This window comes from Sphingomonas sp. URJC2, assembly GCF_059803575.1.
In genome coordinates, this window is the sequence record NZ_JAPFGX010000028.1 from 1 (window position 1) to 24,877 (window position 24,877).

Sequence of the window (24,877 nt, forward strand, 5' to 3'; positions counted from 1 at the left end):
GCACCAACCCCCGCCCGCCCGCCGATCAGCACCCCGATCAGCGTCGGTCCTTGTCTGCCTCAGATCGACAGTCTTCCTTCAGCCGCAATGCAGACACGGAACAGACCGCGCCATCGCCGCCTGGATCACAAACGCTCGACGGACGAGATGCCGGCTCTCCCAATCGATTGCCCTGCACGGGCCGATCCGCACCGCATGGCTGTGGCCCACCGGGCGTCCCACCCGATGGGACTATCCGGCGAACGGGGCAGATCAAAAAGCCGAGGGCGGTTTCCGATCCGTTTCCCCCGGACCGGAAACCGCCCTCGCGCCACTGGCCTCATCACGTCACGGTGGACCGCGACGTCATCCCCCGCAGGACATATTCAGCATCAGAAATCGAGACGCGCGGTCAGCGACACGGCCCGTCCGGTGAACAGCCGCCCGCGCACGATTCCCGATGCCGGGATCCGGTCTTCTTCGATCCCGGTCAGCGCCACTTCATCGAAAAGATTGGTGGCATTGAGCGAAATCAGCAGCCGGTCGACCGGCCGAACCTGCACGAACGCATTGGCGGTCGTGTAGCCGGGCTGCTTCAGGATGTTGACGTCCTGAGAGAAGCTCTCGGTCACGCCGATGAAGACCGCGCCAACCGTGAACAGGTCGGTGCTGATCTGCGGCGTTGCCTGGAACATGATGGTCGGCTGCCGGCGCGGCCGGTTGCCGTTGATCGCCGCGTTGACCAGGTCACGCACGATGGTCGCATCGGTATAGGTCGCACCCGCCGTCAGGCTGAAGATGCCGTGGCGGAAGCTGCCTTCGAACTCGAGGCCCTTGGCCCGATAGTCGCGCGCGATGATGCTGCCATTCACGGTGTTGATGTTCGAATCCTGCGCCTCGACATGGAAACCGGTCAGGTTGAGCGTCAGGTTGGCGCGGCGGAATTTCACCCCCAACTCAGCCTGGCGGACCGGATCGTAAGCGGCCTGCGGGATTGCGAGCGCGCCGGTCGCGTTGTTGATCACCGCGCTGAAGGTGATGCGGTCGGCATTGGCGCGTGCGCCGCGGCTATAGCGCCCGAACACGGCGAACGAATCCGACACGCGGAAGTTCACCCCCGTCGAATAGGACAGATAGCTGTAATCGTAATTGACCAGCCCGGGATTGGCGAGCGGGGTTACCCCGACGCGGGTTTCCGGAGCCGAGATCACACCGTCGCCATTCATGTCGCGGCTGGTCTGGCCGACCCCGCCCTGGCCGAGCTCGATGCCGAACACCTGGCCGTTGGCGCTGCCAAAGTCGTAGCGGATGCTCGCGCCGATCGACAGGCGGCCGAACCGGTAATTGGCTGAGGCGAAGGGCGCGTTGACATCATAATCCAGTCGCACCGTGCGCCGCTGCAGCCCCGGAAAGGCATTGAAGGCGAAAATGCCGTTTTCGGTGACGGGGGCACCGGTGCCGTTGAACACGTTGAGCAGCGAGGCATCGCCCCGGCCGAGCACATCGGTGACGGCCACACCATAGAAGACCGATGCGTCGATCGCCTGTCGCGACTTGTAAAAGCCGACCGTGGTGGTCAGCGAATCCTCGCCGATGTTCCAGACGCGGCTGGCGCGCACGTCGTTCGTCATGGTGCCCAGATCGTCCTGCTGGCGCAGACGGATATTGTAGATCCCGATCAGGCCGTTGCCGTTGAGCAGCGTCGGGTCGGCGATCGCCTGCCCCGCGTTCGGCCCGCTGGCAAAGGCGAAGCGGCCGCCCGCGGCCCCGAGACGGGTCAGCGCTGCCGCCGGCGTGAGATACTGGCTGCTGAACGGACCGAACAGGCCGCCCGAGCGGCTGGTGACGCGGAAGCGTTCGGTGACCGTCCAGCCGGCAAGTTCCAACTGCCCCTCGAACCCGATCGCCCGTTCGCGGACGCGCTGGCCGTCGCGGATGTCGACCGTGATCGGCTGATTGTTTTCATCAAGCACCCGTGCCGACTGCAATGCGCGGGTCGAGATCGTGTCGCGCGTCGGGCGGAAGCCGGCCACGGCATCGAGCTCGGGATTCTCGTTGGTGCCAGTGATGCGCAGCGGGACCGCGTCGTAAAAGGGCGAGCGATCTTCGAGGATCTTGCCGTAGAGGCGGATATAGCCGTTTGGCAGCTCCTTGGTGATATTGGCCTTGATCTGGCCGCCACGCTGCCCGTCAAAACCGATGCGACGGGGGCCCTCGCCCTGCCGGAAAAACCCGCCAATATGGAAGCGCAGGCTTTGGGTCAGCCGCCCGCCATAGTTGAAATCGACCCGGTACTGGTCGAAATCGACCCCCGATGTCAGGCCGACGGACCCGCCCTCCTGTTCGCCGGTCTTCGAGATGAAGTTGATGATGCCGCCGGGCGAGTTCGACGCAAAGGTCGACGCCGAGCCGCCACGGATCGCCTCGACCTGCGCCAGCGAGAAATCGGCGCGCAGAAAGGTGTCGGCGCTTGCGCCGACAATGTCGCCAAACTCCATCACCGGCAGGCCGTCTTCATGCAACTGCACGAACTTGGCACCCGATGACGACATCGGCAGGCCGCGGATCGAGATGTTGGCGATGCTCTCGCCGTTCGGGGCTTCGGACATCACGCCGGGGATCGCGCGCAGCAGCTCGCCGATCGACCGGGGGGCCATTTTGAAAATCTCGGCCTCGCGCAGCGCACTGGTCGAGGTGGCGCTGTCGAGCCGGTCGCGTCCCTTGGCGACCCCGGTGGAAAACACCTCCTCGACCGGCGGCTTGCCCGCCGGCGGGCCATCCGGCTCCTCGCTCTTGGACGCGGCATGCGCCATGGCGGATGGCGCAAAGGCCAGAACGGCAACCCCTGCCAGCAGAACCGATCGCATCATCAACTCCCGTCACGATTGCGGAAAGCCGGGTGGCAGGCTGTGCAGCCACCGCGTCGCTCGCGGCGCTCCTGTCAGTTTGCGGTAAAATGCCGATTGTCGCGGGATACAGGGTTTCTACGTTGGGTCGGGGTGCCCTATGCCGTCGCCGGACGCGGGCGGCAGTCCGGCCCGACCGCCGCCCGCGCGCTTGCGGGTCAGGTGAACCGGAAATGCGCCCAGTCCGGCGTTGCGGCGCGTTCGGTCTCCAGCTGGTTGGCCGGCTCGGCCGGATCCTCGTAACCAATCGCCATTCCGCAAAACAGCATCCGCTCCGGCGGCGTCCCCAGGAACTGCGTGACACTGTCGGGATACACCGCCCAGCATTCCTGCGGGCAGCTCGCCAGCCCGGCTTCGACCAGCAGCAGCATCAGGCTTTGCAGATACATGCCCAGGTCGCTCCATTGCGGCGGTCCCATCTGCCGGTCGACCGTGCAGAACAGCGCCACCGGTGCGCCGAAAAATGCGAAGTTCCGCGCAAACCACATCCGCCGCGCCGCCTTGTCCTCGCGCGGGATGCCAAGCCGCGCATAGAGCGCCTCGCCCACCGCGAAGCGCCGGCTGCGATACGGCTCGCCGAGTTCGGGGGGATAAATATCATAGGCCGGCGTCTCGCCATGGCCGGCCATGATCCTCGCCGCCATGTCGCGCTTGAACCCGTCGAGCGCCGCCCCGCCAACAACATCGATATGCCAGGGCTGGAGATTGCCGCCCGAAGGCGCGCGCGCCGCGCGTTCGACCAGATCGCGGATCAGCGCCGGATCGACCGGGCGGTCGAGAAATCCCCGCACCGAGCGGCGCGCGGCGAGTGCCGCGCTGACAGTCATCGTCATGTCACCTTTTCCCCTCACGTAAACGTCACTTTATTCTTGCCGGGCGCGAGCGGATCGGCAAGAGTTGATGGCGAAACCGAAAACGGGAGAGGACCCAATGGCAGAAGCCTATATCGTTCAGGCCGTGCGCACCGCCGGCGGCAAACGCGGCGGCCGGCTGGCCGGCTGGCACCCGGCCGACATGGCCGGTGAAGTGCTCAACAGCCTGGTCGACCGCACCGGCATCGACCCCAAGGCGATTGACGATGTGATCATGGGCTGTGTCAGCCAGGGCGGCGAGCAGAGCTTTCAGGTCGGGCGCGGCGCGGTGCTGGCGTCGAAGCTGCCGGAAAGCGTCCCCGCCGTCACCATCGACCGCCAGTGCGGGTCGTCGCAGCAGTCGATCCAGTTCGCCGCTCAGGCGGTGCTGTCGGGCACGCAGGACGTGGTGATCGCCGCCGGCGTCGAATCGATGACCCGCGTGCCGATGGGCTCGACCGGCGCGCTGTTCGCGCAGGCCGGGCTGGGCAAGGCGAAGAGCCCGCGTCAGGAAGCCCGTTATCCGAACATCCAGTTCAGCCAGTTCATGGGCGCCGAGATGCTGGCGCGCAAGCATGGCTTCAACCGCGACCAGCTCGACCAGTTCGCGCTTGAAAGCCATCGCCGCGCGGCGGCGGCGACTGCGGCCGGGGCCTTTGCCGACGAGATCGTCGCGCTCGAAATCGAAACGCCCGAGGGCACCGAACTGCACCGCACCGACGAGGGCATCCGCCATGATGCGACGTTCGAGGGCATCCAGTCGGTCAAGCTGCTGGCCGAAGGCGGGATGATTTCCGCCGCCAATGCCTCGCAGATCTGCGACGGCGCGTCGGGGGTGATGATCGTGTCCGCCCAGGCGCTCAAGGATCATGGCCTGACGCCGCTTGCGCGCATCCACAATGTCACCGTCACCGGCGGCGATCCGGTGATCATGCTCGAAGAGCCGCTGTTTGCGACCGACAAGGCGCTGAAGCGCGCCGGCCTCAAGATCGACGATATCGATCTTTACGAAGTGAACGAGGCGTTCGCGCCGGTGCCGCTCGCCTGGCTGAAGCATGTCGGCGGCGATCCGGCCAAGCTCAACGTGCATGGCGGGGCGATCTCGCTCGGCCATCCGCTCGGCGCATCGGGCGCGAAGCTGATGGCGACGCTCGTCCACGCACTGCGCCGCCACAATGGCCGTTATGGCCTGCAGACCATGTGCGAAGGCGGCGGCCTCGCCAACGTCACCATCATCGAACGGCTCTGACCGCGATCGGCCCCGGCGCGTCATCCTGCCGCCGGGGCCGCCTGATATCCCGCTGTCCCGGACCGGCTCCGGGCGCTCAACACCAGAAACCTCAACAATACAGAGAGGAGCAGCATGAAACTCGGTTCCGATATCGCCGCGGTCATCACCGGCGGCGCGTCCGGCCTTGGTGCCGCGACGGCGCGCGCGCTGGCGGCAAAGGGCGTCAAGGTCGCGATCTTCGACCTTCAGGCCGAAAAGGGCGAAGCGGTCGCGCGCGAGATTGGCGGCGTGTTCTGCGAAGTGAACGTGACGTCGGATGAATCGGTCGATGCCGGTTTCGCCAAGGCGCGCGCCGCGCATGGCCAGGAGCGGATCCTCGTCAACTGCGCCGGCACCGGCAATGCGATCAAGACCGCCAGCCGCTCGAAGGAAGACGGCTCGATCAAGCATTTCCCGCTCGATGCGTTCAACTGGATCGTCCAGATCAATCTGGTCGGCACCTTCCGCTGCATCGCCAAGTCGGCGGCGGGCATGCTGACGCTTGATCCGATGGAAGATGGCGAGCGCGGCGCGATCGTCAACACCGCGTCGGTCGCGGCCGAAGACGGCCAGATCGGCCAGGCGGCCTATTCGGCGTCGAAGGGCGGCGTTGTCGGCATGACGCTGCCGATCGCCCGCGACCTGATGGGCGAAGGCATCCGCATCAACACCATCCTGCCGGGCATTTTCGACACGCCGCTGCTCCAGGCCGCGCCGCAGAACGTCAAGGACGCGCTGGCCGCGTCGGTGCCGTTCCCCAAGCGTCTGGGCAAGCCCGATGAATATGCCCGGCTGGCGCTGACCATGATCGAATGCGGCTATTTCAACGGCGAGGATGTGCGCCTCGACGGCGCGATCCGCATGTCGCCGCGCTGATCGGCACCGGCGCTCCAAGAAAAAGGGCCTCTCCCGCGCGGGAGAGGCCCTTTTTTTGTCTCAGCGGCCAGCGGGTAAAGCCAGCGGCCCGGCCGGTCAGGCCGCGCCGGCCTTCGCCGCATTGGCGCGTTCGATCGCTTCGACCACGATCTTGCGCGCATATTCGGCATTTTCCCAATGGCCGACGCGCACCCACTTCTCGGACTCCAGATCCTTGTAGTGCGTGAAGAAATGCTCGATTTGCTTCATCACGATGTCGGGCAGGTCGTGATGTTCCTCGACATTCGAATAATAAGGGAAGGTCTGGTCGACCGGGACGGTCAGCAGCTTTTCATCGCCGCCGGCTTCGTCTTCCAGCATCAGCACCGCAATCGGCCGCACCCGCACCACGCACCCCGGAATGAAGGGCGAGCGCGCGACGACCAGCGCGTCGAGCGGATCGCCATCGGGCGACAGCGTGCCCGGCACAAAGCCGTAATTGGCCGGATAGCGCATCGGCGTGTGCAGGATGCGGTCGACGAACAGCGCCCCCGACTTTTTGTCGAACTCATATTTCACCGGCTCGCCGCCCACCGGCACTTCGATCACGACGTTGAGATTGTGGGGCGGGTCCTTGCCCACCGGAATCAGTTCGATGTTCATCCCTGTCTCCATCGCCGCCGCCCGCCGCGCGCATCGGCGCGGCGGGCGGCGGAGCTATGCTGTCAATCGGCTCACCGCGGGGCGAGCAGCCTGTCGAGCGGTCCCTCTGCGGTGCCCGTCTTCGCGAGGCGCGGGTAGCGCAGCCCGCCCGTCCAGTCGAGGCTTAGCTGTTCGAACCGGCCAAAGCGGCGGATGGTGAGCGGAACGGGCAGTTTCGCGCGCGCGGCGGCGGCGATCGCGTCCTTGAGCAGTTCGGGCGCATAGGGGCGGTCGCCGACCGCGACGATCTCGGTGCCCACGGTCAGCCCGGCCTTGAACGCCGCGCTGTCCCACACCACCCCGGTGATCTTCTTGTCCTTGTCGACGGTCAGGCCGCCCGAATAGCTCAGATCCACGGTGCCGCTGCGCTTTTCAACATCGCGCCAATAGGCGGTCGGTTCGTCGGTATAGACGAGCTGGTAGCCGCTTTCGGTCAGCCCGGCGAGCGGCGCGCCCTTGGCATGTTCGAACTGGCGCGCCTTCAGGAAACCCGCCCAGTCATAGGGCGCAAGCTGGTCAAGCGTCTGGACGATATCGTCCAGATCATAGGTGACGACACCCCAGTCGCGGTCGCGCCCGCCGAAAAAGGCGCGGGCGAAATCGTCCATCCCGCGCGCCCCCCCGGTCAGCCGGCGCAGCAGTGCATCGGCCTCCAGCCAGACGAGCATCCCCTCGCTGTAATAATCCTCGGACCGCTGCCAGCTGGTCCAGCCCTTGGGCCGCCGGGCGGAGATCACCGGATCATAGGTCGTGTCTTCCAGATGCCGCCAGCTGCGCGCCGGGCGCTGGTCCAGCCCGGCGGCGATGGCGGCGAATGCGTCCAGCGTCTCCTGCTTGCTGTACAGGCCCGAGCGCGCGCCCAGCACATAGCCCCAGAACTGCGTCTGGCCTTCATAGACCCAGAGCAGGCCGTTGCGCGTCGGCGTGTTGTGATCGGGCACCCACAGCCCCTTGGGGCGGCGATATTTGCCGTTCCAGCTGTGCGCGAACTCGTGCGGCAGCAGGTTGCGGCGGCCCGGCCCGTCATTCCATTTGCGGAAATAATCGGGATCGACGCCATTTTCCGAGCTGCGATGATGCTCAAGGCCGATCCCGCCCATCTGGTCGGTCAGCGCCAGCAGAAACTCGTAGCGGTCATAATGGCGCGCGCCGAACAGCTTGACCGCCTGATCGACCAGCCGGCGATGCGCGTCGATCTGTTCGGGCGTGGCGGCGGCGAGATCGCCGGCCGAGTCGGCGACCATGTTCAGCCGCACATCGGGGGCCAGCTGCTCGACGCGGAAATGCCGCCCGGCAAACACCGGCGAATCGAGCAGCGTCTCGTAATCGGTGCGTTCGTACCGATAGACCTGCCCGTCGACCGTCGCCGGCAGGCCCGATGCCGCCGTCCAGCCGGCCGGATAGGTCACCCGCGCCTCGATGGGGATGCGGCGGGCGTAATAGCCGGCCGGATAGAGCGAGACCGAGTTGAACTGGAGGTTCATCATGTCGGGGGTGACGACGATCCGCCCCTGGCCCGGCGCGGTCGCGGACAGAAATTCGAAGCTCAGCTCAAGCGCCTCGACGCCGCTCGGCACATCGACATGAAAGGCATAGGCGTCGAACGGGTCGCGCCGCCACGCCAGTTCGCGCCCGCGCGCCCGGATGGTCAGCCCCGCCAGCTTCTCGATCTCGCCGCGCGGGGCGTGATTGCCCTGCAGCCATTTGGGGAACAGCAAAGTCATCGGCCCGGGCGCTGCCACGGGGATGCGTTCGCGCACGCGGAAAATGCCGCGCGCGGTATCGGTCGCGTCGACCTCCAGCCGGATCGTGCCCGGATAGGCGATGTCGCGCGGCTGCGGCAGCCGCTGGTCCATGGCAAAGGCCGCGGGCTGGCTGTTGCCCGGCGCGCCCGCCTCTCCGGCAAGCGGGGTGTGGAGCGCAAGGGCGGCGGACAGCGGCGCAGTGCCGAGCAGAAGGGCGGTCAGCATCTTGGTCATGCGCCATCGCTAACCCCTTCGCCCTGCCCCGGAAAGCCCCGATCGGCGGCGTGTTTCCGATTCCCGCGAACGCCCCCGGCGCCATCCATGCGGCGCGCGCATGGCGCTTCCACCCCGGCCGATCAGGCACTAGAGAGCGGCCCATGGCGAAAATCGAAACGCCCCGGCCGATCCGGGGCACGCAGGACATGCTGGGCGAGACCCAGGCCCGGTTCCAGAAAGTGGTCGACACGTTCGAGGCGGTGCGGCGGCTGTTCGCGTTCCAGCGCGTCGAGGTGCCGGTGTTCGAGGCGACCGCGGTGTTCGCCCGGTCGCTGGGCGAGACGACCGATGTCGTGTCCAAGGAAATGTACAGCTTTCTCGACCGGGGCGGCGATTCGCTGACGCTCAGGCCCGAGTTCACCGCCGGCATCGCCCGCGCCTATCTGACCGAGGGCTGGCAGCAATATGCGCCGCTCAAGCTTGTCACCCATGGCCCGCTGTTCCGTTATGAACGGCCGCAAAAGGGGCGGTTCCGCCAGTTCCACCAGATCGATGCCGAGGTGATCGGCGCGGCCGAGCCGGCCGCCGATGTCGAGATCCTGACCATGGCCGATCAGCTGCTCCATGCGCTGGGCGTGGCCGATGGGGTGACGCTCCAGCTCAACACGCTGGGCGATGCCGCCAGCCGCGATGCCTGGCGCGCCGCGCTGATCGCCCATTTCGACGCGCACCGCGATGCCCTGTCGGAGGACAGCCGCGACCGGCTCGACCGCAATCCGCTGCGCATCCTCGATTCCAAAGACCCGCGCGACCGTGCGCTCGCCGATGCCGCGCCGGTGATCGACGATTATCTGTCGGTCGAGGCCGGGCAGTTTTTCGAGGCGGTGACGCGCGGGCTGGATGCCGCCGGCGTCGCCTGGACGCGCAATGCCCGGCTGGTGCGCGGGCTGGATTATTACCGCCACACCGCGTTCGAGTTCGTGACCGACCGGCTGGGCGCGCAGGGCACGGTGCTGGGCGGCGGCCGCTATGACGGGCTGATCGAGGCGCTGGGCGGCCCCGCAACCCCGGCCGTCGGCTGGGCGGCGGGGATCGAGCGGCTGGCGATGCTGATCGACGCGCCGGCGGTGCCGGGCATCGATGTCGCGGTGGTGCCGCTGGGCGAGGCGGCGGAAGCAGCCGCGGTCGGTGTTGTCGCGGCGCTGCGCCGGGCAGGGCTGGTCGCCGACATGGCCTATCGCGGCAATATGAAGCGGCGGATGCAGAAGGCCGGGGCCTCGGGCGCGCGCTTTGCCGCGATCTTGGGCGAGGAAGAGCTGGCGCGCGGGATGGTGGCGCTCAAGGATCTGGCGACCGGTGCCCAGTCCGACGTGGCGATCACCGCGCTTGCGGATCAAGTGCGCGGCGCATGACCCGCATTTCCGCCGAGCGGATCGCCGCGATCGAGGCGCGGCGGGATGAGTTGCAGGCGCTGATGGCGACCGGCGACCTGCCGCCCGAGCGGTTCGTGCAGACATCCAAGGAATATGCCGAGCTGGAACCGGTCGCCGAGGCGGCGGGGGCGGTGCGGCAGCTGCGCGACGAGCTGGCGACGCTGGCGGCGCTGATCGACGATCCGGCGGCCGAGGCGGAGATGCGCGCGCTGGCGGGGGACGAGCTGGCGCTGCTGCGCGCGCGCCTGCCCGAGGCGGAACGGGCGCTGGCGATCCGGCTGCTGCCGCGCGACGCGGCCGACGAGCGCGCGGCGATGCTCGAAATCCGGGCCGGCACCGGCGGCGATGAAGCCGCGCTGTTCGCGGGCGATCTGCTGCGCATGTATCAGCGTTATGCCGATCAGCGCGGCTGGCGGGTCGAGATCATTTCCGCCAGCCCGTCGGATATCGGCGGCTATAAGGAAGTGATCGCCAGCGTCGCCGGGCAGGGCGTGTTCGCGCGGCTCAAATATGAAAGCGGCGTCCACCGCGTGCAGCGCGTGCCCGCGACCGAGAGCGGCGGGCGCATCCACACCTCTGCCGCGACCGTCGCCGTGCTGCCCGAGGCCGAGGATGTCGATGTGCAGATCGACGACAAGGATCTGCGGATCGACATCTACCGCTCCTCCGGTGCGGGCGGCCAGCATGTCAACACCACCGATTCGGCGGTGCGCATCACCCATTTGCCGACCGGGCTGGTCGTCATCCAGCAGGACGAACGCTCGCAGCACAAGAACCGCGCCAAGGCGATGAAGGTGCTGCGCACCCGGCTGTACGAGCTGGAGCGCGAGCGGCTGGCGAATGAGCGCGCCGGGGCGCGCCGCTCCATGGTCGGTTCGGGCGACCGGTCGGAACGCATCCGCACCTACAACTTTCCGCAAGGCCGGGTGACCGACCACCGGATCAACCTGACGCTGCACCGCCTGCCCGAGATTCTGGAAGGGCAGCTTGACGATCTGGTCGATGCGCTGATCGCCGAGGATCAGGCGGCGCGGCTCGCCAATCTCGACGGCTGAGCCGGTGGCGGGCCTGCCCCCCGGCCCCGATGCCGCCGCCGTCGCGCTGCGCGATGCGGCGGCGCAGCTGGCAGCTGTGTCGCCCACCCCCCGGCTCGATGCTGAGCTGCTGCTTGCTCATGCGCTGGGCATCACCCGCGAGGCGCTGCTGCTTGGCGGTGCGGCAGCGGTGCCGCCGGCATTTGCGCGGCTGGTCGCGCAGCGGCTGGCGCACGCGCCGGTCGCCTATCTGACCGGCACGCGCGCTTTCTGGACGCTCGATCTTGCGGTCGGCCCCGGCGTGCTCATTCCCCGGCCCGACAGCGAGACGCTGATCGAGGCGGCGATCGACCATTTCGGCGCGCGGGCACCGGCGCATATCCTCGATCTCGGCACCGGATCGGGGGCGCTGCTGCTCGCCGCGCTCGATCACTGGCCGGGGGCATGGGGGCTGGGGGTCGACCGGTCGGAGGCGGCGCTCGGCTATGCGCGGGCCAATGCGCGGGGCTTTGGCGCGCGCGCGGCGTTTGTCCGCGGCGACTGGACGGCGGCGCTCAGCGGCACGTTCGATCTCATCCTGTGCAACCCGCCCTATGTCGAGGCCGATGCCGCTTTGCCCGCCGAAGTGGCGGCGCATGAACCCGCTTCGGCGCTGTTCGCCGGGGCCGACGGGCTGGACGATTATCGCCGGCTGGCCCCGGCCATCGCCGCGCTGCTTGCTCCCGGCGGGGTGGCGGCGATCGAGATCGGCGCGGACCAGCGCCATGGCGCGGGGGCGCTGTTCGCGGACGCCGGGCTGGCGGTCGCCTGCCGCCGTGATCTGGGCGGACGCGACCGGTGCCTGATCCTCACCCGTCCGCCCGCTGCCGATGCGGCGTGATTCGGCTGTCGGCGGCGATCTTTGCGCTTGGTTTTTAACCCTTGAGCCTCTACATGCGGAGCCAGAACAGGGCCCCCTTCGTTCGAACCACCGGTTCCAGAACTGCGGGCGTCCCGTTCATCCCCAAAGCTGTGACGCGGTATCACCCGGCCGCGCTGGCAGATGGCGGACGCGCAGGACGGCCGGGGCCATGGTGCCCGGTGCGTCGCCGGGCGTGCCGCATGGGGCCGCAGGCGAACAGGCGGAGCCGAACGTAACGTAACTGGGCTTGAGACGAGGAAATCCGTTGATCAACAATCGTCAGGGCGGCCGCCGTCGCGGTCGTGGCGGCCAGCGGCCGCAGGGCAATCCGGGGCGTCCCGAACAGGGCAACCGGATCGACAATCGCGCCCGCGGCAATGCGCAGCAGCTGCACGAGAAATACAAGAATCTCGCGCGCGACGCCCAGATGGCTGGGGACCGGGTCACCACCGAATATTATCTCCAGTTCGCCGATCATTATTTCCGCGTGCTGAGCGAATCCCGCGCCCGCTTCGAGGATCAGCGCCGGCCGCGCGACGATGCCGCCGAGGATGATTTCGACGAGGGCGAGGAATTCGACGCCGCCCCCGAAGCGCGGCCCCAGCGCCGCCCGGAACAGCGCGAACGCGCGCCGCGCCGCAATGCCGATGACGGGCAGGGCAATGCCCCCGCCGCGCCGTCGCCGGCCGAAGCGGATGCCGATGGGGACGGCGAAACCCGTCGCACCCGCCGCCCGCGCCGCCGCCGCGAAGAGGGCGAGGACGGCGAAGCGGCCGCGCCGGCGATCGAGGCCGATCGCCTGCCGCCGGCCATCGCCATCGAACCGGCTGATGCGGGGAGTGATGATGGGGCCGGCGAAGCGCCGCGCCGCCGCACCCGCCGCCCGCGCGCGGCTGCGGCCGATCCCGCGCCGGAAGCCAATCCGGGCAGCTGAGCCTGAAAGCGGCCGATCCGATTGGCGTCGGATCGGCCGCTCCAGCCACCTGATCTGCCGGATGTGCCGGGCCGCGCACTGGCCCGATCCGCCGCGAGGCTGTTTCGGCTCAGCCCAGTGCGGCCATGGCCTGCGCCTCGGGCGGCCTGGTCAGCCTCGCCGCCGGTCCTTCAAGGTCGAAGCTGACGCCGCGCGGATCGAATGCCAGCCGTGTCGTCATGCCCAGATCGCGCGGCAGGGTGCGCAGCAGCAGATCGAGCCCGAAGCCTTCGCCCGGCGCAGCCGGTGCGACGCTGCCATATTCGCGCCAGCGCAGATGGAAATGGCCGTCGCCATCGATCTCCCAGACCAGATCCAGCCGGCCATCATCCTTTCCCAGTGCGCCATGGGCGACGGCATTGGCCGTCAGTTCATGGATGGCGAGGCTCATCATCTCGGCGACCGGAACCGCGAGCAGCAGGTCGGGCCCGCGCACCGTCATCACCGGCCCGTCGCGCAGCGCATGGGCAAGCAGCTCGTCGCGGATCAGGCCGGCCAGATCCACACCGGCTGAGGGATCGCGCGTCACCGCGCTCTGGATGCGCGACACCGCCTCCACCCGGCCGATCAGCCGCGCGGTCAGATCCTCGACCGACACCGCCCCATCGGCGGTGCTGCGCAGGATCGACCGGATGCGCGCCAGGGTGTTGCGCACCCGGTCGCGCAGCTCGCCGACCAGCGCGCGCAGCCGGCGCTCGCGGTCGGCCAGCGCTTCCTGTGCCAGCCGCGCTTCGGTGACGTCTTCCATCACCCCGATCATGCGCAGCGGCGTGCCATCGGGGGCATAGAAGAACCGCCCCCGCGCCGAGGCCCAGCGCACCACATCGCCCGGCAGCAGGTTGCGGAAGGTGTGGCGATAGTCGGTGCGGCTGTCGCGGGCGGCCTCGATCGCCGCCACCACTTCGGTCAGATCGTCGGGATGGACGCGGGCCGCCCAGGCGGCAAAGCTCGGCGCGACTTCGCCCACCGCATAGCCCTGCATCCGGTAATGCTCGTCGTTCCAGACGACATCGCCGCTGTCCAGCTCCCAGTCCCATGTCGCCAGCCGGCCGACCTCGAGCGCCAGCCTCAGCCGCTCGCGCTCGGGGTCTTCGGCGGGTTCAGTCATTGGCGTCGAGATGGCGCCCGTCGCGCCCCAGATGCAGATGATTGGCGCTGAACAGCGCGGCGGCCTGCAACGCCTTCAGATCGGGGATGGTGAGGGTGCGGCCCTGCAGCACGATCAGCCCGGCGCGGCGCAGCTCCTGCAGCGTGCGGTTGACATGCACCGGGGTCAGCCCGGTCGCATCGGCGATGTCGTTCTGCGTCATCGGGAAATCGCACGTCTCCGCGCGCACCAGATCGACGAGCTGCAGGCGCATGAACAGTTCGCACAGCAGATGCGCGATGCGCTCATAGGCCGAACGCTGGCCAAGGTTGAGCGTCCATTCGCGCTGGATCGCGGCGGTCACCAGTTCGTGCCACCACAGCGCCTGGGTGATGCGCGGATGCGCCTCGGTCAGCCCGGCCATGTCCTCGCGGCAGATGTCGGCGACGCGCAGCCGGGTGATCGCGCCGACGCTGTGATCCATTTCGCGCAGCACATAGACGTTCAGATCGCACAGATCGCCGGGCAGGAAGATCGCCACGATCTGTCGCCGCCCGTCGGGCAAGGTCTTGTAGCGGCACGCCCAGCCATCGACGATCAGATGAACGAAGCGCGGCTGGTCGCCCTCGCGGATCAGGTCGCGGCGTGGCGCGACCTCGCGCTGGTTGCGGGCCAGCCTGTCCAGGGCCGCCCGATCATCTTGCGACAGCCGGGCAAAGGCCGCGAGTTTCAGGACAAGGGGGCCAAATGTCATCCATTCCCCGTTAACGACGGAATGATCCAATAACCCTCATCTATGTTATGCCGCTCCGGCGCGCGCCTCGACAGGCGGGGATCAGGCGAACAGGCCATGATCGTCATGCGCGGCGATGGTGTCGGGCACCGGCAGCTGGGGGTGATGGGGCGGATGCGCCGTCTGGCCGAACAGGGCCTGTGCAGCCCCCATGACCGCCGGCGCCGCCAGCCACGGCCAGCACCAGGCTGCGATCACCAGATCCGCGAATGCCGCCCCGTGGTCGGGCGTGTCCGAACCGGGGCCGCGCGCCATTCCGCCCGCGTCAGGCCGCCTTGCCGCATCGTTCTGCATCCCGCCGCGCTCCCGCCCCGTTGCCGATGGCGGGATCATGGGCCGGGTCGGGGGGGCGATGCGACCCGGAAAGCTACCTAGGGCATGATCCGGCCGGGCCGCGCCGCCGGGTGGCCCAACCCGGCTTCAAAATGGCCTAGCCCGCCGAGTCGCCGCCCGCTTCGCCGTCCTCGCCGCCCTCGCGCTGTTCGCCCAGCTCGGCGGCAAAGGCGATGCGCAGCGCCTCGGACAGGCTTTTGACGGCCAGCTTCTGCATCACATTGGCGCGGTGGATCTCCACGGTGCGCGGGCTGATGCCCAGATCATAGGCGATCGACTTGTTCGGCAGCCCTTCGACCAGCCCGCGCAGCACGTCGCGTTCGCGCGGGGTCAGCGCCTCGATCCGGGTGCGGGCCTCGTCGGCGCGCAGCCGCCTCAGGTCCGACCGCTCGATCCGGGCGAACCCCTGGTCGAGCGCGGCGAGCACCACGGCCTTTTCAAACGGCTTTTCAAGGAAATCGACTGCCCCGGCCTTCATCGCGCGGACGGCGAGCGCAATGTCGCCATGCCCGGTCATCACGATCACCGGCAGGCCGATGCCGCGTTCGGCCATCGCCTGCTGCACCTGCAGCCCGTCCATCCCGTCCATGCGGATGTCGAGCAGCACGCAGCCGGGGGCGAGCTTCGGCCCCGCCTTCAGGAAATCCTCGCCACAGGTGAACAGCTCCGCCTTGTGCCCCGAGGTGCGCAGCATGAAGTTCAGCGACCGGCGGATCGCCTCGTCATCGTCGACCACATAGACGTGCCGTTCAGCCATGCGCCTCTCCATTGGCTGCGATCAGGGTGAAATGAAACGCCGTGCCGCCCAGCGCCGACGGTTCCGCCCAGATCCGTCCCCCCTGTGCCTCGATCAGAGTCCGGCAGATCGACAGCCCCAGTCCCATGCCGCTTTCCTTCGTGCTTTGAAAGGGTTCGAACAGATTGGCGGCGATGGCGGGGGCCAGGCCGGGGCCGCTGTCGGCGATGCTGATATGAACCATGCCGTCGGCCGCCGGTTCGGCACGGATCTCGAGCTTGCGGACCTCGGCCCCCTCCATCGCCTCGATGGCGTTGCGCACCAGATTGAGGAACACCTGCTGCACCTGGATGCGGTCGACCAGCACCAGATCGGCTGCCGGGGCGAGTTCCACCAGCACGTCGACGCCGTGGTCGCCGCCCCCGGCCAGCGCCAGCGCATTGGCTTCGTTGAGCAGCACCCTCAGGCTTTCGATCCGCCGTTCCGCCTCGCCCCGGGCGATGAAATCGCGCAGCCGGCGGACGATCTGCCCGGCGCGGATCGCCTGCGCCGCGCTTTCGGTGAACGCCTCGCGGATCAGCGCCACCGTGTCGGGCGTCGGGTCGTCGAGCAGGTCGCGCGCCGCCTCCATATAGGTCGAGATCGCCGACAGCGGCTGGTTCAACTCGTGCGCCAGCGCCGCGGCCAGCGTGCCGATGGCGCTCACCCGGCCGACATGGCCCAGCTCTGCCTGCAGGTCCTGCAGCCGGCGCTGCGTCTGCTGGCGCTCGGTCAGGTCGCGGATGAAGCCGGTGAACAGCCGTTCCTCGCCGGCGCGCGCCTCGCCGATCGCCAGTTCGATCGGAAAGGTGGTGCCGTCGCGCCGCCGCGCGGTGGTCAGCCGGCCGATGCCGATGATCCGCCGTTCGCCGGTCGTCATGTAATGCTGCATATAACTGTCGTGCCGCTCGCGGTCGGGCGAGGGCATGAGCATGCTGACATTTTCGCCCAGCACCTCGGCCTCGCCATAGCCGAACATGCGTTCGGCCGCGGTGCTGAACGACTGGATGATGCCGCTGGAGTCGATCACCACCATCGCATCGGGCACGGTCGACAGGATCGAGCGCAGATGCGCATCCGACAGCCGGGCCATGGAGGACTTGGAAAAAGCCATGGGCTTTCCTCGCCAAATCCGCGCTCCGTATCAATGCGTATATCGGCCCGGCGGCCGGCTCGGGCAGCTTTCGTGCCATGAGCTGGAAAACCGTCCGCCTCGAACTCGCCCGCGCCCCCGGTTTTCCCAACGGGTCGGCGAGCCGCGCCTATCTGCTGCACCTGCCGCTCGACAATGAGGGGCTGCTGGACGAGGACGCGCTCAGCCGCCAGCCCGCGCTGGCGACGGTGCGCCGTCACTGGCCGAACGAGCGCGACCGGTCGGGCTATCTGGTCCGCAAGGGACGGGGCTGGGCGTTCAGCTATGCGCTGGGCGAGGCCGATGACGAGGATCTGTTCCACCTCGAAACCCACCGGCTGAAGCCCGGCGAATATGTGACGATCACCGAGCCGGACGGGGAAAAGCTGCCCTATCGGGTCGTGGTGTGCGAGGGCCAGATGGCGCAATGAGCGCCGCCGACGATTACCGGTCGCGGCTGGTGAGCGCGGAGGCGGCGGTCGCCGGGATCGCCGCCGGGGCCAATGTGGTGATGGGCATGGCGATTGCCGAGCCGCCGGCGCTGCTGGCGGCGCTTGCCGCACGGGTCGAAAGCGGGGGGCTGGCCGGGTTCAACCTCTGGTATTTCCATTCGCTCGTCCATGCCGCGCAGACGGTGCTGCGCTATGAGCTGCTCGACCGCATCCGGCCGCACTGCATGTTCCTGACCGCGATCGAACGCGCGCTGATCCGCAAGGGCGAGGCCGAGGGCCGCCGCCCGGTCGAGTTCGTGCCGACCGCGTTCAGCGCCGCGCCCCGGCTGCTCGCCGATCATGTGCGCCCCGATGCGTTCATCGTCACCGTGTCGCCGATGGACCGGCATGGCTGGTTCACCTTCGGCACCGCCAATGACTATGCGACGCGCGTCGCCCGCGCAGCGCGGCGGCTGATCGTCGAGGTCAATCCCAACATGCCGCGCGTGCTGGGCGATTCGCTGCTGCACGTGTCGGAAGTCGACATGATCGTCGAAGGCGACACGCCGCTGCCAGATCTGGCCTTTCCGCCGCCCTCGGCCGAGGAACAGGCCATCGCCCATATCGTCGCGGGCATGATCGATGACGGCGCGTGCCTGCAAATGGGGATTGGTGGCCTGCCCAATGCGGTGTGCGCGCTGCTCGGCGACCGGCGCGACCTTGGCATCCATACCGAGCTGATGACCCCGGCGCTGGCGGCGCTGATCGCCGCGGGCGCGGTCACCAACCGGCGCAAGACGACCTTTCAGGGGCGCAGCGTGTTCACCTTTGCGATGGGGGACCGGGCCTTTTACGATTTTCTCGACGACAATCCGTCGATTCATTCCGCGCCTGTCGATATCGTCAACGATCCCCGCCACATCGCCAAGAATGACGGCGTCGTGTCGGTCAATGCGACGCTCGAGGTCGATCTGTCGGGGGCGTGCAACTCCGAACATCTGCTCGGCCGGCAGTATAGCGGCGCGGGCGGCCAGCTCGATTTCGTGCGCGGCGCGCGCGCCTCGCGCGGGGGGCGGTCGATCATCGCCTGCCCGTCCACCGCGCGCGACGGCACCGTGTCGCGCATCGTGCCCGCGCTTGCCGGGCCGGTGACGACGCCGCGCAACGATGCCCAGACCATCGTCACCGAATATGGCGCGGTCGATCTCGACGGCAAAAGCCTGCGCCAGCGCGCCGAGGCGCTGGTCGCCATCGCCCATCCCCGGTTCCGCGACGAGCTTGCCCGCGCGATCCCCTGACCGGGGCCGCCCGACAGCGCTTCGCCGGTCCGTAGCATTGCGGATATGATGCGGCGGCCGCCCTTCCTAGCCTTGCCCCGGTTCCGGCTGCCGGGGCGGATCGGCCGGCTGTGAAGGAGGATGGGCGATGAAGAACATTCTGCTGCTGGTGCATGACGATGCCGGCCAGGAAGCGCGGCTGCAGGCGGCGCTCGATCTGGCGCGCGCGGTGGGCGGCCATCTGAGCTGCCTCGGTGTCGTCGAAATGCCGGCGATGGTCGACGGCGTCTATGGCGGCTTTGGCGAGGTGTCGCTGCTGCACGAGGCCCGCGCCCGCGAAGGCGAGAATCGCGCCCGGCTCGAAGGCCGGCTGGCGCAGGAGGATGTCAGCTGGTCATGGCGCGAATCGATCGGCGATCTGGGCGCGTCGCTGGTCGATGCCGCCGGGACGGCGGATGTGATCGTGCTCAACCGGCGGATGGAGGCGTTTCCCGCCCCCGACATGCGCGCCGTCGCCACCCAGGTGCTCACCGATTGCGACGCGCTGGTCCTGGCGGTTCCCGACGACATGCGCGGCTTCCGGCCATTGGGGCGGGCGCTGATCGGCTGGGACGGCTCGGCGCAGGCGATGAACGCCGTGCAGCGCGCGCTGCCATTGCTGCTCGCCGCCGCCGAGGTGCGCATCGTGCAGATCGGCGAGCGCGATGCCGGCATCCCGATCGAGGATGGGGCGGCCTATCTGTCCCGCCATGGCCGGGCGGTCGAGGCGGCGATCCTCGCCGCGCCCGGCACCATCGCCGCCGCGCTGGCCGCCGAGGCGGCGCGCTGGGGTGCCGATTATCTGGTCATGGGGGCCTATAAGCACCGCCCGATTGCCGAGGCGCTGTTTGGCGGCGTCACCCGCACCATGCTGAGCGAAAGCCGCCTGCCGCTGCTGCTCGCGCATTAAAGCATGTGCCAGCCGGGGCAGGGAACGGCCGGCCGGGTCGGGCCGGCCGTCGTTCAGCCCAGCCCGGCGACGAACGCTTCGAGCGCGGCGTTGGTGGCGGCCGGCGCTTCCTGCTGCACCCAGTGGCCGGCACCGTCGATGATCGTCGTGCCGCGATAATCGGCGCAGTGCGCGCCGGCGAGCGCATAGAGATCGACGCCCGGCACGAACAGCCGCACCGGATCGAGCGCGCCGCCGATGAAGCAGGCCGGCTGCGGGATCGGCCGGCCCTTGACCGGGGCGCGTTCGTCGAAATCCAGATCCTGGGCGCGGTAGCGGTTGAGGGGGCCGCGCCAGCCGCCGGCGGCAAATGCAGCCTTGGCGGCCTCCAGTTCGTCCTGCCCCAGCCAGTCGGGGATCCGGTCGGGCAGGGGCATGCCCTCCAGAAAGGTCGCGCCTTCGGGCTTGGGCTTCATCGCCCCGGCGGCCATGCCCGCGCCTGAAATGCCGTAATAGATTTTGAGCAGCGCGTCGGGATCGCCGCCCAGCTCCGCCTCGGCCACGCCCTCGTCCTGGAAATAGAGCTGGTAGAAGAACCGCCCGGCATGCACGGCGCGCATCTGCGCCAGATAGGGGGTGTCACCCATCGGCGCATAGGGGACGCTCAGCCCCGCGACCGCGATCACCCGCTCCGGGTGGCGCAGCGCGGTGTGCCAGACAATCGGCGCCCCCCAGTCATGGCCGAACAGGATCGCGCGCCCGCCCAGCCGGTCGATCGCCGCCGCCACGTCGCTGGCGAGCACGCTCAGCCGATAGGCGGCAATGTCGTGCGGCTTGTCGCTGCGGCCATAGCCGCGCACGTCGATGGCGGCGATCCGGTGGCCGCGCGCCGCGAAATGGGCGATCTGGTGGTGCCAGCTCTGCGCCAGTTCGGGCCAGCCATGGACGCACAGGATCGGGGGGCGCGCGGCATCCTGCGGCCCGCCGCTTTCGGGGCCAGCAGCGATCATGTGCAGGCGCACACCGTGATTGTCGATTGTCAGCCTGTCCATCGCCCGCGTCCCGTCCCCCGATTTTCGATCAGCATGGCCGGGCGGGCGCGGGGGCGTCAATCGGCGGGCGGAATCCGGCCCTTGAGCGCGGCGAGCGCGGCAAAGGCACCGCCGCCCGTGCCCCCGTCCGGCACCGCCGCCGCCAGCGCCGCATCGGCATGGGGCGCGCGCGGATAGGGATCGAGCGCGAGCGCAAAGCTTTCGGCCACCAGCTCGCCCAGGTCGATCCGGCCATCCTCGATGGGCAGCGTGTCGAGATCCTCGGCGCTCAGCTCCACCTCCTCGTCCGGCCCGGCGTCGGGGGTGCCGGCGACGAACCGCACGGCAACCGGCACCTCGAGCGTGGCCGGCACCGGATCGCCGGTGACGACACAGTGCTGCACCGCCTCGCCCGATGCAGTGCCGTCGACATGGATCGCCTCGCCCCGGCGGACGAGGCGCAGCCCGGCCTCCAGCCGGCCGATCGCGGCCAGGCGGAACCGGCCCGCCAGCCGGCGGCGTTCATCCTCGCCGGCGACGATCTCGATGGTGCGCGGCTCGGCCCCGATGGTCGATGCTTCGACGGGCCGGGAAAACTCGGGCGCGATCACGGCATTTCTCCCGCGACCAGCCGGTCCGCACCCATGCCGTCAAGCGCCAGCCGCAGCGTGCGCAGCCGGTCGGCGGTGTGGGTGAGGGCGGCAGCCGGCGGTTCCTGCCCGCGATACAGGTTGCGGACCAGCGCCGCCTCCAGCCCGCCGGTCGCCATGCCGTCGCGATAGGCCCCGATCCGGCCGCCCAGCGCCGCCATCATCCGGCCCATATGCTTGCCGACCACCATGTCGCCAATGCCGATTTCGCGCAGCTGGCTTTCCATGTCGTCGACGAACAGCTCGGTCAGCCAGGCGATGTTCTGCGCCTGATCGGCCTCGTCTTCCAGCCGGGCATAGACCAGCGCCAGCACCGCGCTGATCATTTCGAACCGGCCGTCGATCGTGTCGGCGACGCCGCCCAGCCGATACCAATGCGGTTCGCGGCCGGCCGCGACCACGGCGTTGTAGAGCGGACGCATCGCCTCGCGCGCGTCGTTGGACCCGAACAGGCGGGAAAGGAAGGACATGGCGGCTCCATCGGCCCCGCTGCCTTGTGCCGGGGCGTCGCCCCGCATATTGAGGCCAAGGGCGGCAAGCGCAATGCTTGGCCGCGCCGGCCATGTCCGGGAGACAGGAATGAGTGTGTTTGGGCGGCGCCTGCGCATCGGCGTCGCGATCCTCGCCATCGCGGCTGGCGCCTCGGGCTGCACCCGCATCAAGGGGCATCAGGGCTATCTGATCGACACCCAGCTGATCGCGACGGTCGAGCCGGGCGTCGACAACCGCGATTCGGTGCAGCGCGTGCTCGGCCGGCCCAGCTTTGTCGGCCAGTTCGCCAATCGCGACTGGTATTATCTGGGCATCGAGACGCGCCAGCTGGCCTTCAGCCGCCCCAGCGCGACCGACCAGACGCTGTTCCATGTGCATTTCGACGCCGATGGCAATGTCGCCTCGGTCGGGCGCAGCGGTGTCGAGCAGGTCGCCCGTATCGATCCGGTCAAGGACAAGACACCGACGCTGGGCCGCGAACGCGGCTTTTTTGCCGAGTTTTTCGGCAATATCGGCCGCGTTGGCGCGCCGGGCGGGCAGGGCCAGATGCCCAACGACAATACCGGCGGGCCGTAAGCGGGTTCTTGTCCGGTCGCGGCACCGGGTTGTTTGTGGTGCGGCTCGCGCCGCACGGGCGGCACCGGCCCGCACCCCCACCCGGCCTCCCATAGCGTAACCTGCCGCCCGTGAGGCCGGGTGGGGGCGCGGGCCGGTGCCGCGACCAGACAAGCCCCTTCCCGGCCTGCCTCTCAGCGTGCGATGCCGCTGGCCGCCAGCACCGCGAGCGTCACCAGTTCGGATGCGGTCGAGCCCATGGTGGCGATCTGCACCTGCTTTTCCATGCCGACGAGCATCGGGCCGATGATCGAATCGCCGCCCAGTTCGCGCAGCAGCTTGGCCGACAGATTGGCCGATTGCAGGCCCGGCATCACCAGCACATTGGCCGGGCCGGACAGGCGGCTGAACGGATATTTGGCCATCACGCGCGGATTGAGCGCGACGTCCGGGGCCATTTCGCCTTCATATTCAAAGCCCACGCCGCGCTGGTCGAGCAGCGCCACCGCCCCCCGGATATTGTCCAGATAGGCACCCGGCGGGTTGCCGAAGGTCGAATAGCTGAGAAAGGCGACGCGCGGTTCATGCCCCATGCGCCGCGCGACGGCAGCGGTGCGTTCGGCGATGTCGGCCAGTTCATGCGCCTCGGGCCGTTCGTTGACGGTCGTGTCGGCCATGAACACCGTGTGCGACTGGCCGACCAGCACATGGATGCCGAACGCGATCGACTGGTCGACCGGGTCGAGCACGCGGCGCACCTCGCGCATCGTCTGCGCAAAGGTGCGGGTGACGCCGGTGATCATCGCATCGGCCTCGCCCATGTCGAGCAGCAGCGCGGCGAAGATATTGCGGTCCTGATTGACCATGCGCTCGCATTCGCGGCGCAGATAGCCGCGCCGCTGGAGCCGCGCATAGAGCCGGTCGACCATCTGCGGGACGAGCGGCGAGGTGCGGCTGTTGTGCAGCTCGATCCGGTCGGCATCGGCATAGCCGAGCGCGGCCAGCCGGGCGCGGACATCGTCGCGCCCGACCAGCACGGGGACGCCATAGCCGCCCTCCAGCACCTGAATCGCCGCGCGCAGCACCACTTCCTCCTCGCCCTCGGCGAACAGCACCCGCTTGGGCTGGGCGCGGGCGGCTTCATAGGCGAGGGTGAGCACCGAGGTCGTCGGGTTGAGCCGCGCCTTCAGCGTGTCGCGATAGCCCTGCAGGTCGAGGATCGGCCGCGTCGCGACGCCCGAATCCATCGCCGCGCGCGCGACGGCGGCCGGCACCACCTCCATCAGCCGGGGATCGAACGGGGCGGGGATGATATAGTCCGGCCCGAAACTGTGGGTGCGCCCGCCATAGGCGGCGGCGACCTCTTCGGGCACCTGCTGGCGCGCCAGTTCGGCCAGGGCATGGGCGGCGGCGATCTTCATCTCGTCATTGATCGTCGTCGCGCGCACGTCGAGCGCGCCGCGAAAGATGAACGGGAAGCCGAGCACATTGTTGACCTGATTGGGATAATCCGACCGGCCGGTCGCCACGATGGCGTCGGGGCGCGCGGCCTTGGCCTCGGGCGGAGTGATTTCCGGATCGGGATTGGCCATCGCGAAGATGATCGGCCGGGGGGCCATTTTCATCACCATTTCGGGCGCGAGTGCGCGCGCCGCCGACAGGCCGAGGAAAATGTCCGCGCCTTCCAGCGCTTCGGTCAGGGTGCGGCGGTCGGTGCGCGCGGCATGGGCCGATTTCCACTGGTCCATGCCCTCGGTGCGGCCCTGATAGATCACGCCCTGCCGGTCGCACATGATGACATTGTCGGGCGATACGCCCATCGCCTTGATCAGTTCGGTGCAGGCGATGGCCGCGGCCCCGGCACCGTTCACCACCACCTTGACGTCGCGCAGCTCGCGGCCGGTGAGCAGGCAGGCATTGATCAGCCCGGCGGCGGTGATGATCGCCGTGCCATGCTGGTCGTCATGGAACACCGGAATGTTCATCCGCTCGCGCAGCGCCTGTTCGATCACGAAACAGGCCGGGGCGGCGATGTCTTCCAGATTGATGCCGCCAAAGCTCGGCTCGAGCAGCGCGACCGCGTTGATGAACTGGTCGACATCCTCGGTCGCGACTTCAAGGTCGATGGCGTCGACATCGGCGAAGCGCTTGAACAGCACCGCCTTGCCTTCCATCACCGGCTTCGACGCAAGCGCGCCCAGATTGCCGAGGCCGAGGATCGCGGTGCCGTTGGAAATCACGGCGACCAGATTGCCTTTGGCCGTATAATCATAGGCGGTCGCCGGATCGGCGGCGATGGCGCGCACCGGCACGGCGACGCCGGGGGAATAGGCAAGGCTCAGGTCGCGCTGCGTCGCCATCGGCTTGGACGCGATGATTTCCAGCTTTCCCGGCCGGCCCGATGCGTGGAACAGCAGCGCCTCGCGCTCCGAAAACTGGACATTGGCGCCTTCGCTCATTCTTTCCTCCGCTGTTCTCGCTACGGCTTTGGCGGCATTGGCTGCGCGCCGGGACCCTCAAAGGCTCCC

General features: G+C 68.6%; 23 protein-coding genes. 10 read left to right on the forward strand and 13 right to left on the reverse strand.

The features are described from left to right. Window positions 1–371: 371 nt before the first annotated feature. Window positions 372–2,849, reverse strand: coding sequence for a TonB-dependent receptor (locus tag OPU66_RS10660; protein WP_498553628.1), 2,478 nt, complete (start codon window positions 2,847–2,849; stop codon window positions 372–374). Window positions 2,850–3,043: 194 nt separating this feature from the next. Further along, window positions 3,044–3,712 carry a nitroreductase gene (locus tag OPU66_RS10665; protein WP_498553661.1) on the reverse strand — a complete coding sequence of 223 codons (669 nt, stop codon included), beginning with the start codon at window positions 3,710–3,712 and terminating at the stop codon, window positions 3,044–3,046. Between the two features lie 103 nt (window positions 3,713–3,815). Here OPU66_RS10665 and OPU66_RS10670 point away from each other — a divergent pair, with 103 nt between their 5' ends. Continuing rightward, window positions 3,816–4,985 (forward strand): acetyl-CoA C-acetyltransferase, encoded by a 1,170-nt coding sequence (locus OPU66_RS10670; protein ID WP_498553630.1) that lies wholly within the window; start codon window positions 3,816–3,818, stop codon window positions 4,983–4,985. A gap of 114 nt (window positions 4,986–5,099) precedes the next feature. After that, the gene (locus tag OPU66_RS10675; protein ID WP_498553632.1) at window positions 5,100–5,882 is read left to right on the forward strand and encodes an SDR family NAD(P)-dependent oxidoreductase; all 783 of its coding nucleotides are present in this window, start codon (window positions 5,100–5,102) and stop codon (window positions 5,880–5,882) included. 96 nt (window positions 5,883–5,978) lie between these two features. On the opposite strand, the gene ppa is transcribed toward OPU66_RS10675, so the two are convergent. Both ppa and OPU66_RS10685 read right to left on the reverse strand, forming a co-directional pair. Beyond that, on the reverse strand, window positions 5,979–6,524 hold the full coding sequence (ppa, locus tag OPU66_RS10680) for an inorganic diphosphatase (RefSeq protein WP_498553633.1): 546 nt from the start codon (window positions 6,522–6,524) through the stop codon (window positions 5,979–5,981). 71 nt (window positions 6,525–6,595) lie between these two features. Continuing rightward, window positions 6,596–8,542, reverse strand: a complete 1,947-nt coding sequence (locus OPU66_RS10685; protein ID WP_498553634.1) for a M61 family metallopeptidase — start codon at window positions 8,540–8,542, stop codon at window positions 6,596–6,598. Between the two features lie 143 nt (window positions 8,543–8,685). On the opposite strand from OPU66_RS10685, the gene hisS reads away from it, so the two are divergent. The 4 genes from hisS to OPU66_RS10705 all read left to right on the forward strand — a co-directional run bounded on the left by hisS (window position 8,686) and on the right by OPU66_RS10705 (window position 12,826). Next, window positions 8,686–9,936, forward strand: a complete 1,251-nt coding sequence (hisS, locus tag OPU66_RS10690) for a histidine--tRNA ligase (protein WP_498553635.1) — start codon at window positions 8,686–8,688, stop codon at window positions 9,934–9,936. Next, on the forward strand, window positions 9,933–11,012 hold the full coding sequence (prfA, locus tag OPU66_RS10695) for a peptide chain release factor 1 (protein WP_498553636.1): 1,080 nt from the start codon (window positions 9,933–9,935) through the stop codon (window positions 11,010–11,012). Before hisS ends, prfA begins: the two co-directional genes overlap by 4 nt. 4 nt (window positions 11,013–11,016) lie before the next feature. Further along, window positions 11,017–11,871 carry a peptide chain release factor N(5)-glutamine methyltransferase gene (gene prmC / locus OPU66_RS10700; protein WP_498553637.1) on the forward strand — a complete coding sequence of 285 codons (855 nt, stop codon included), beginning with the start codon at window positions 11,017–11,019 and terminating at the stop codon, window positions 11,869–11,871. Window positions 11,872–12,157: 286 nt separating this feature from the next. Then, window positions 12,158–12,826, forward strand: coding sequence for a DUF4167 domain-containing protein (locus tag OPU66_RS10705; RefSeq protein ID WP_498553638.1), 669 nt, complete (start codon window positions 12,158–12,160; stop codon window positions 12,824–12,826). A 109-nt stretch (window positions 12,827–12,935) separates the two neighbouring features. Here OPU66_RS10705 and OPU66_RS10710 read toward each other — a convergent pair whose 3' ends face one another. From OPU66_RS10710 to OPU66_RS10730, 5 genes are all read right to left on the reverse strand, one after another. After that, window positions 12,936–13,973: a sensor histidine kinase gene (locus OPU66_RS10710; RefSeq protein WP_498553639.1), complete on the reverse strand. Its 1,038-nt coding sequence runs from the start codon at window positions 13,971–13,973 to the stop codon at window positions 12,936–12,938. Further along, window positions 13,966–14,706, reverse strand: a complete 741-nt coding sequence (locus OPU66_RS10715; protein ID WP_498553640.1) for a Crp/Fnr family transcriptional regulator — start codon at window positions 14,704–14,706, stop codon at window positions 13,966–13,968. The genes OPU66_RS10710 and OPU66_RS10715 overlap by 8 nt, the downstream gene beginning before the upstream one ends. Before the next feature lie 81 nt (window positions 14,707–14,787). Further along, window positions 14,788–15,039 (reverse strand): hypothetical protein, encoded by a 252-nt coding sequence (locus OPU66_RS10720; RefSeq protein ID WP_498553641.1) that lies wholly within the window; start codon window positions 15,037–15,039, stop codon window positions 14,788–14,790. A gap of 136 nt (window positions 15,040–15,175) precedes the next feature. Next, the gene (locus OPU66_RS10725) at window positions 15,176–15,835 is read right to left on the reverse strand and encodes a response regulator transcription factor (RefSeq protein WP_498553642.1); all 660 of its coding nucleotides are present in this window, start codon (window positions 15,833–15,835) and stop codon (window positions 15,176–15,178) included. After that, the gene (locus tag OPU66_RS10730) at window positions 15,828–16,967 is read right to left on the reverse strand and encodes a sensor histidine kinase (protein ID WP_498553643.1); all 1,140 of its coding nucleotides are present in this window, start codon (window positions 16,965–16,967) and stop codon (window positions 15,828–15,830) included. Before OPU66_RS10730 ends, OPU66_RS10725 begins: the two co-directional genes overlap by 8 nt. Window positions 16,968–17,044: 77 nt before the next feature. On the opposite strand from OPU66_RS10730, the gene OPU66_RS10735 reads away from it, so the two are divergent. From OPU66_RS10735 to OPU66_RS10745, 3 genes are all read left to right on the forward strand, one after another. Beyond that, a complete protein-coding gene (locus OPU66_RS10735; RefSeq protein ID WP_498553644.1) occupies window positions 17,045–17,416 on the forward strand; it encodes a hypothetical protein in 372 nt (123 codons plus the stop codon). Continuing rightward, the gene (locus OPU66_RS10740) at window positions 17,413–18,714 is read left to right on the forward strand and encodes an acetyl-CoA hydrolase/transferase family protein (protein WP_498553645.1); all 1,302 of its coding nucleotides are present in this window, start codon (window positions 17,413–17,415) and stop codon (window positions 18,712–18,714) included. Before OPU66_RS10735 ends, OPU66_RS10740 begins: the two co-directional genes overlap by 4 nt. Window positions 18,715–18,841: 127 nt before the next feature. Continuing rightward, window positions 18,842–19,642, forward strand: a complete 801-nt coding sequence (locus OPU66_RS10745; RefSeq protein ID WP_498553646.1) for a universal stress protein — start codon at window positions 18,842–18,844, stop codon at window positions 19,640–19,642. Window positions 19,643–19,695: 53 nt separating this feature from the next. On the opposite strand, the gene OPU66_RS10750 is transcribed toward OPU66_RS10745, so the two are convergent. The 3 genes from OPU66_RS10750 to OPU66_RS10760 are packed head-to-tail and all read right to left on the reverse strand — an operon-like array spanning window position 19,696 to window position 21,772. Next, window positions 19,696–20,673, reverse strand: a complete 978-nt coding sequence (locus OPU66_RS10750; protein WP_498553647.1) for an alpha/beta fold hydrolase — start codon at window positions 20,671–20,673, stop codon at window positions 19,696–19,698. Window positions 20,674–20,729: 56 nt separating this feature from the next. Beyond that, a complete protein-coding gene (locus OPU66_RS10755) occupies window positions 20,730–21,263 on the reverse strand; it encodes a YceD family protein (protein WP_498553648.1) in 534 nt (177 codons plus the stop codon). Further along, window positions 21,260–21,772, reverse strand: coding sequence for a ubiquinol-cytochrome C chaperone family protein (locus OPU66_RS10760; protein ID WP_498553649.1), 513 nt, complete (start codon window positions 21,770–21,772; stop codon window positions 21,260–21,262). The genes OPU66_RS10755 and OPU66_RS10760 overlap by 4 nt, the downstream gene beginning before the upstream one ends. A 109-nt stretch (window positions 21,773–21,881) precedes the next feature. On the opposite strand from OPU66_RS10760, the gene OPU66_RS10765 reads away from it, so the two are divergent. Beyond that, entirely contained in the window at window positions 21,882–22,370 is a 489-nt protein-coding gene (locus tag OPU66_RS10765; RefSeq protein ID WP_498553650.1) for an outer membrane protein assembly factor BamE, read from the forward strand. Between the two features lie 173 nt (window positions 22,371–22,543). On the opposite strand, the gene OPU66_RS10770 is transcribed toward OPU66_RS10765, so the two are convergent. Then, complete coding sequence (locus OPU66_RS10770; RefSeq protein ID WP_498553651.1) at window positions 22,544–24,808, reverse strand: NADP-dependent malic enzyme; 2,265 nt, start codon at window positions 24,806–24,808, stop codon at window positions 22,544–22,546. Window positions 24,809–24,877: the final 69 nt, after the last annotated feature.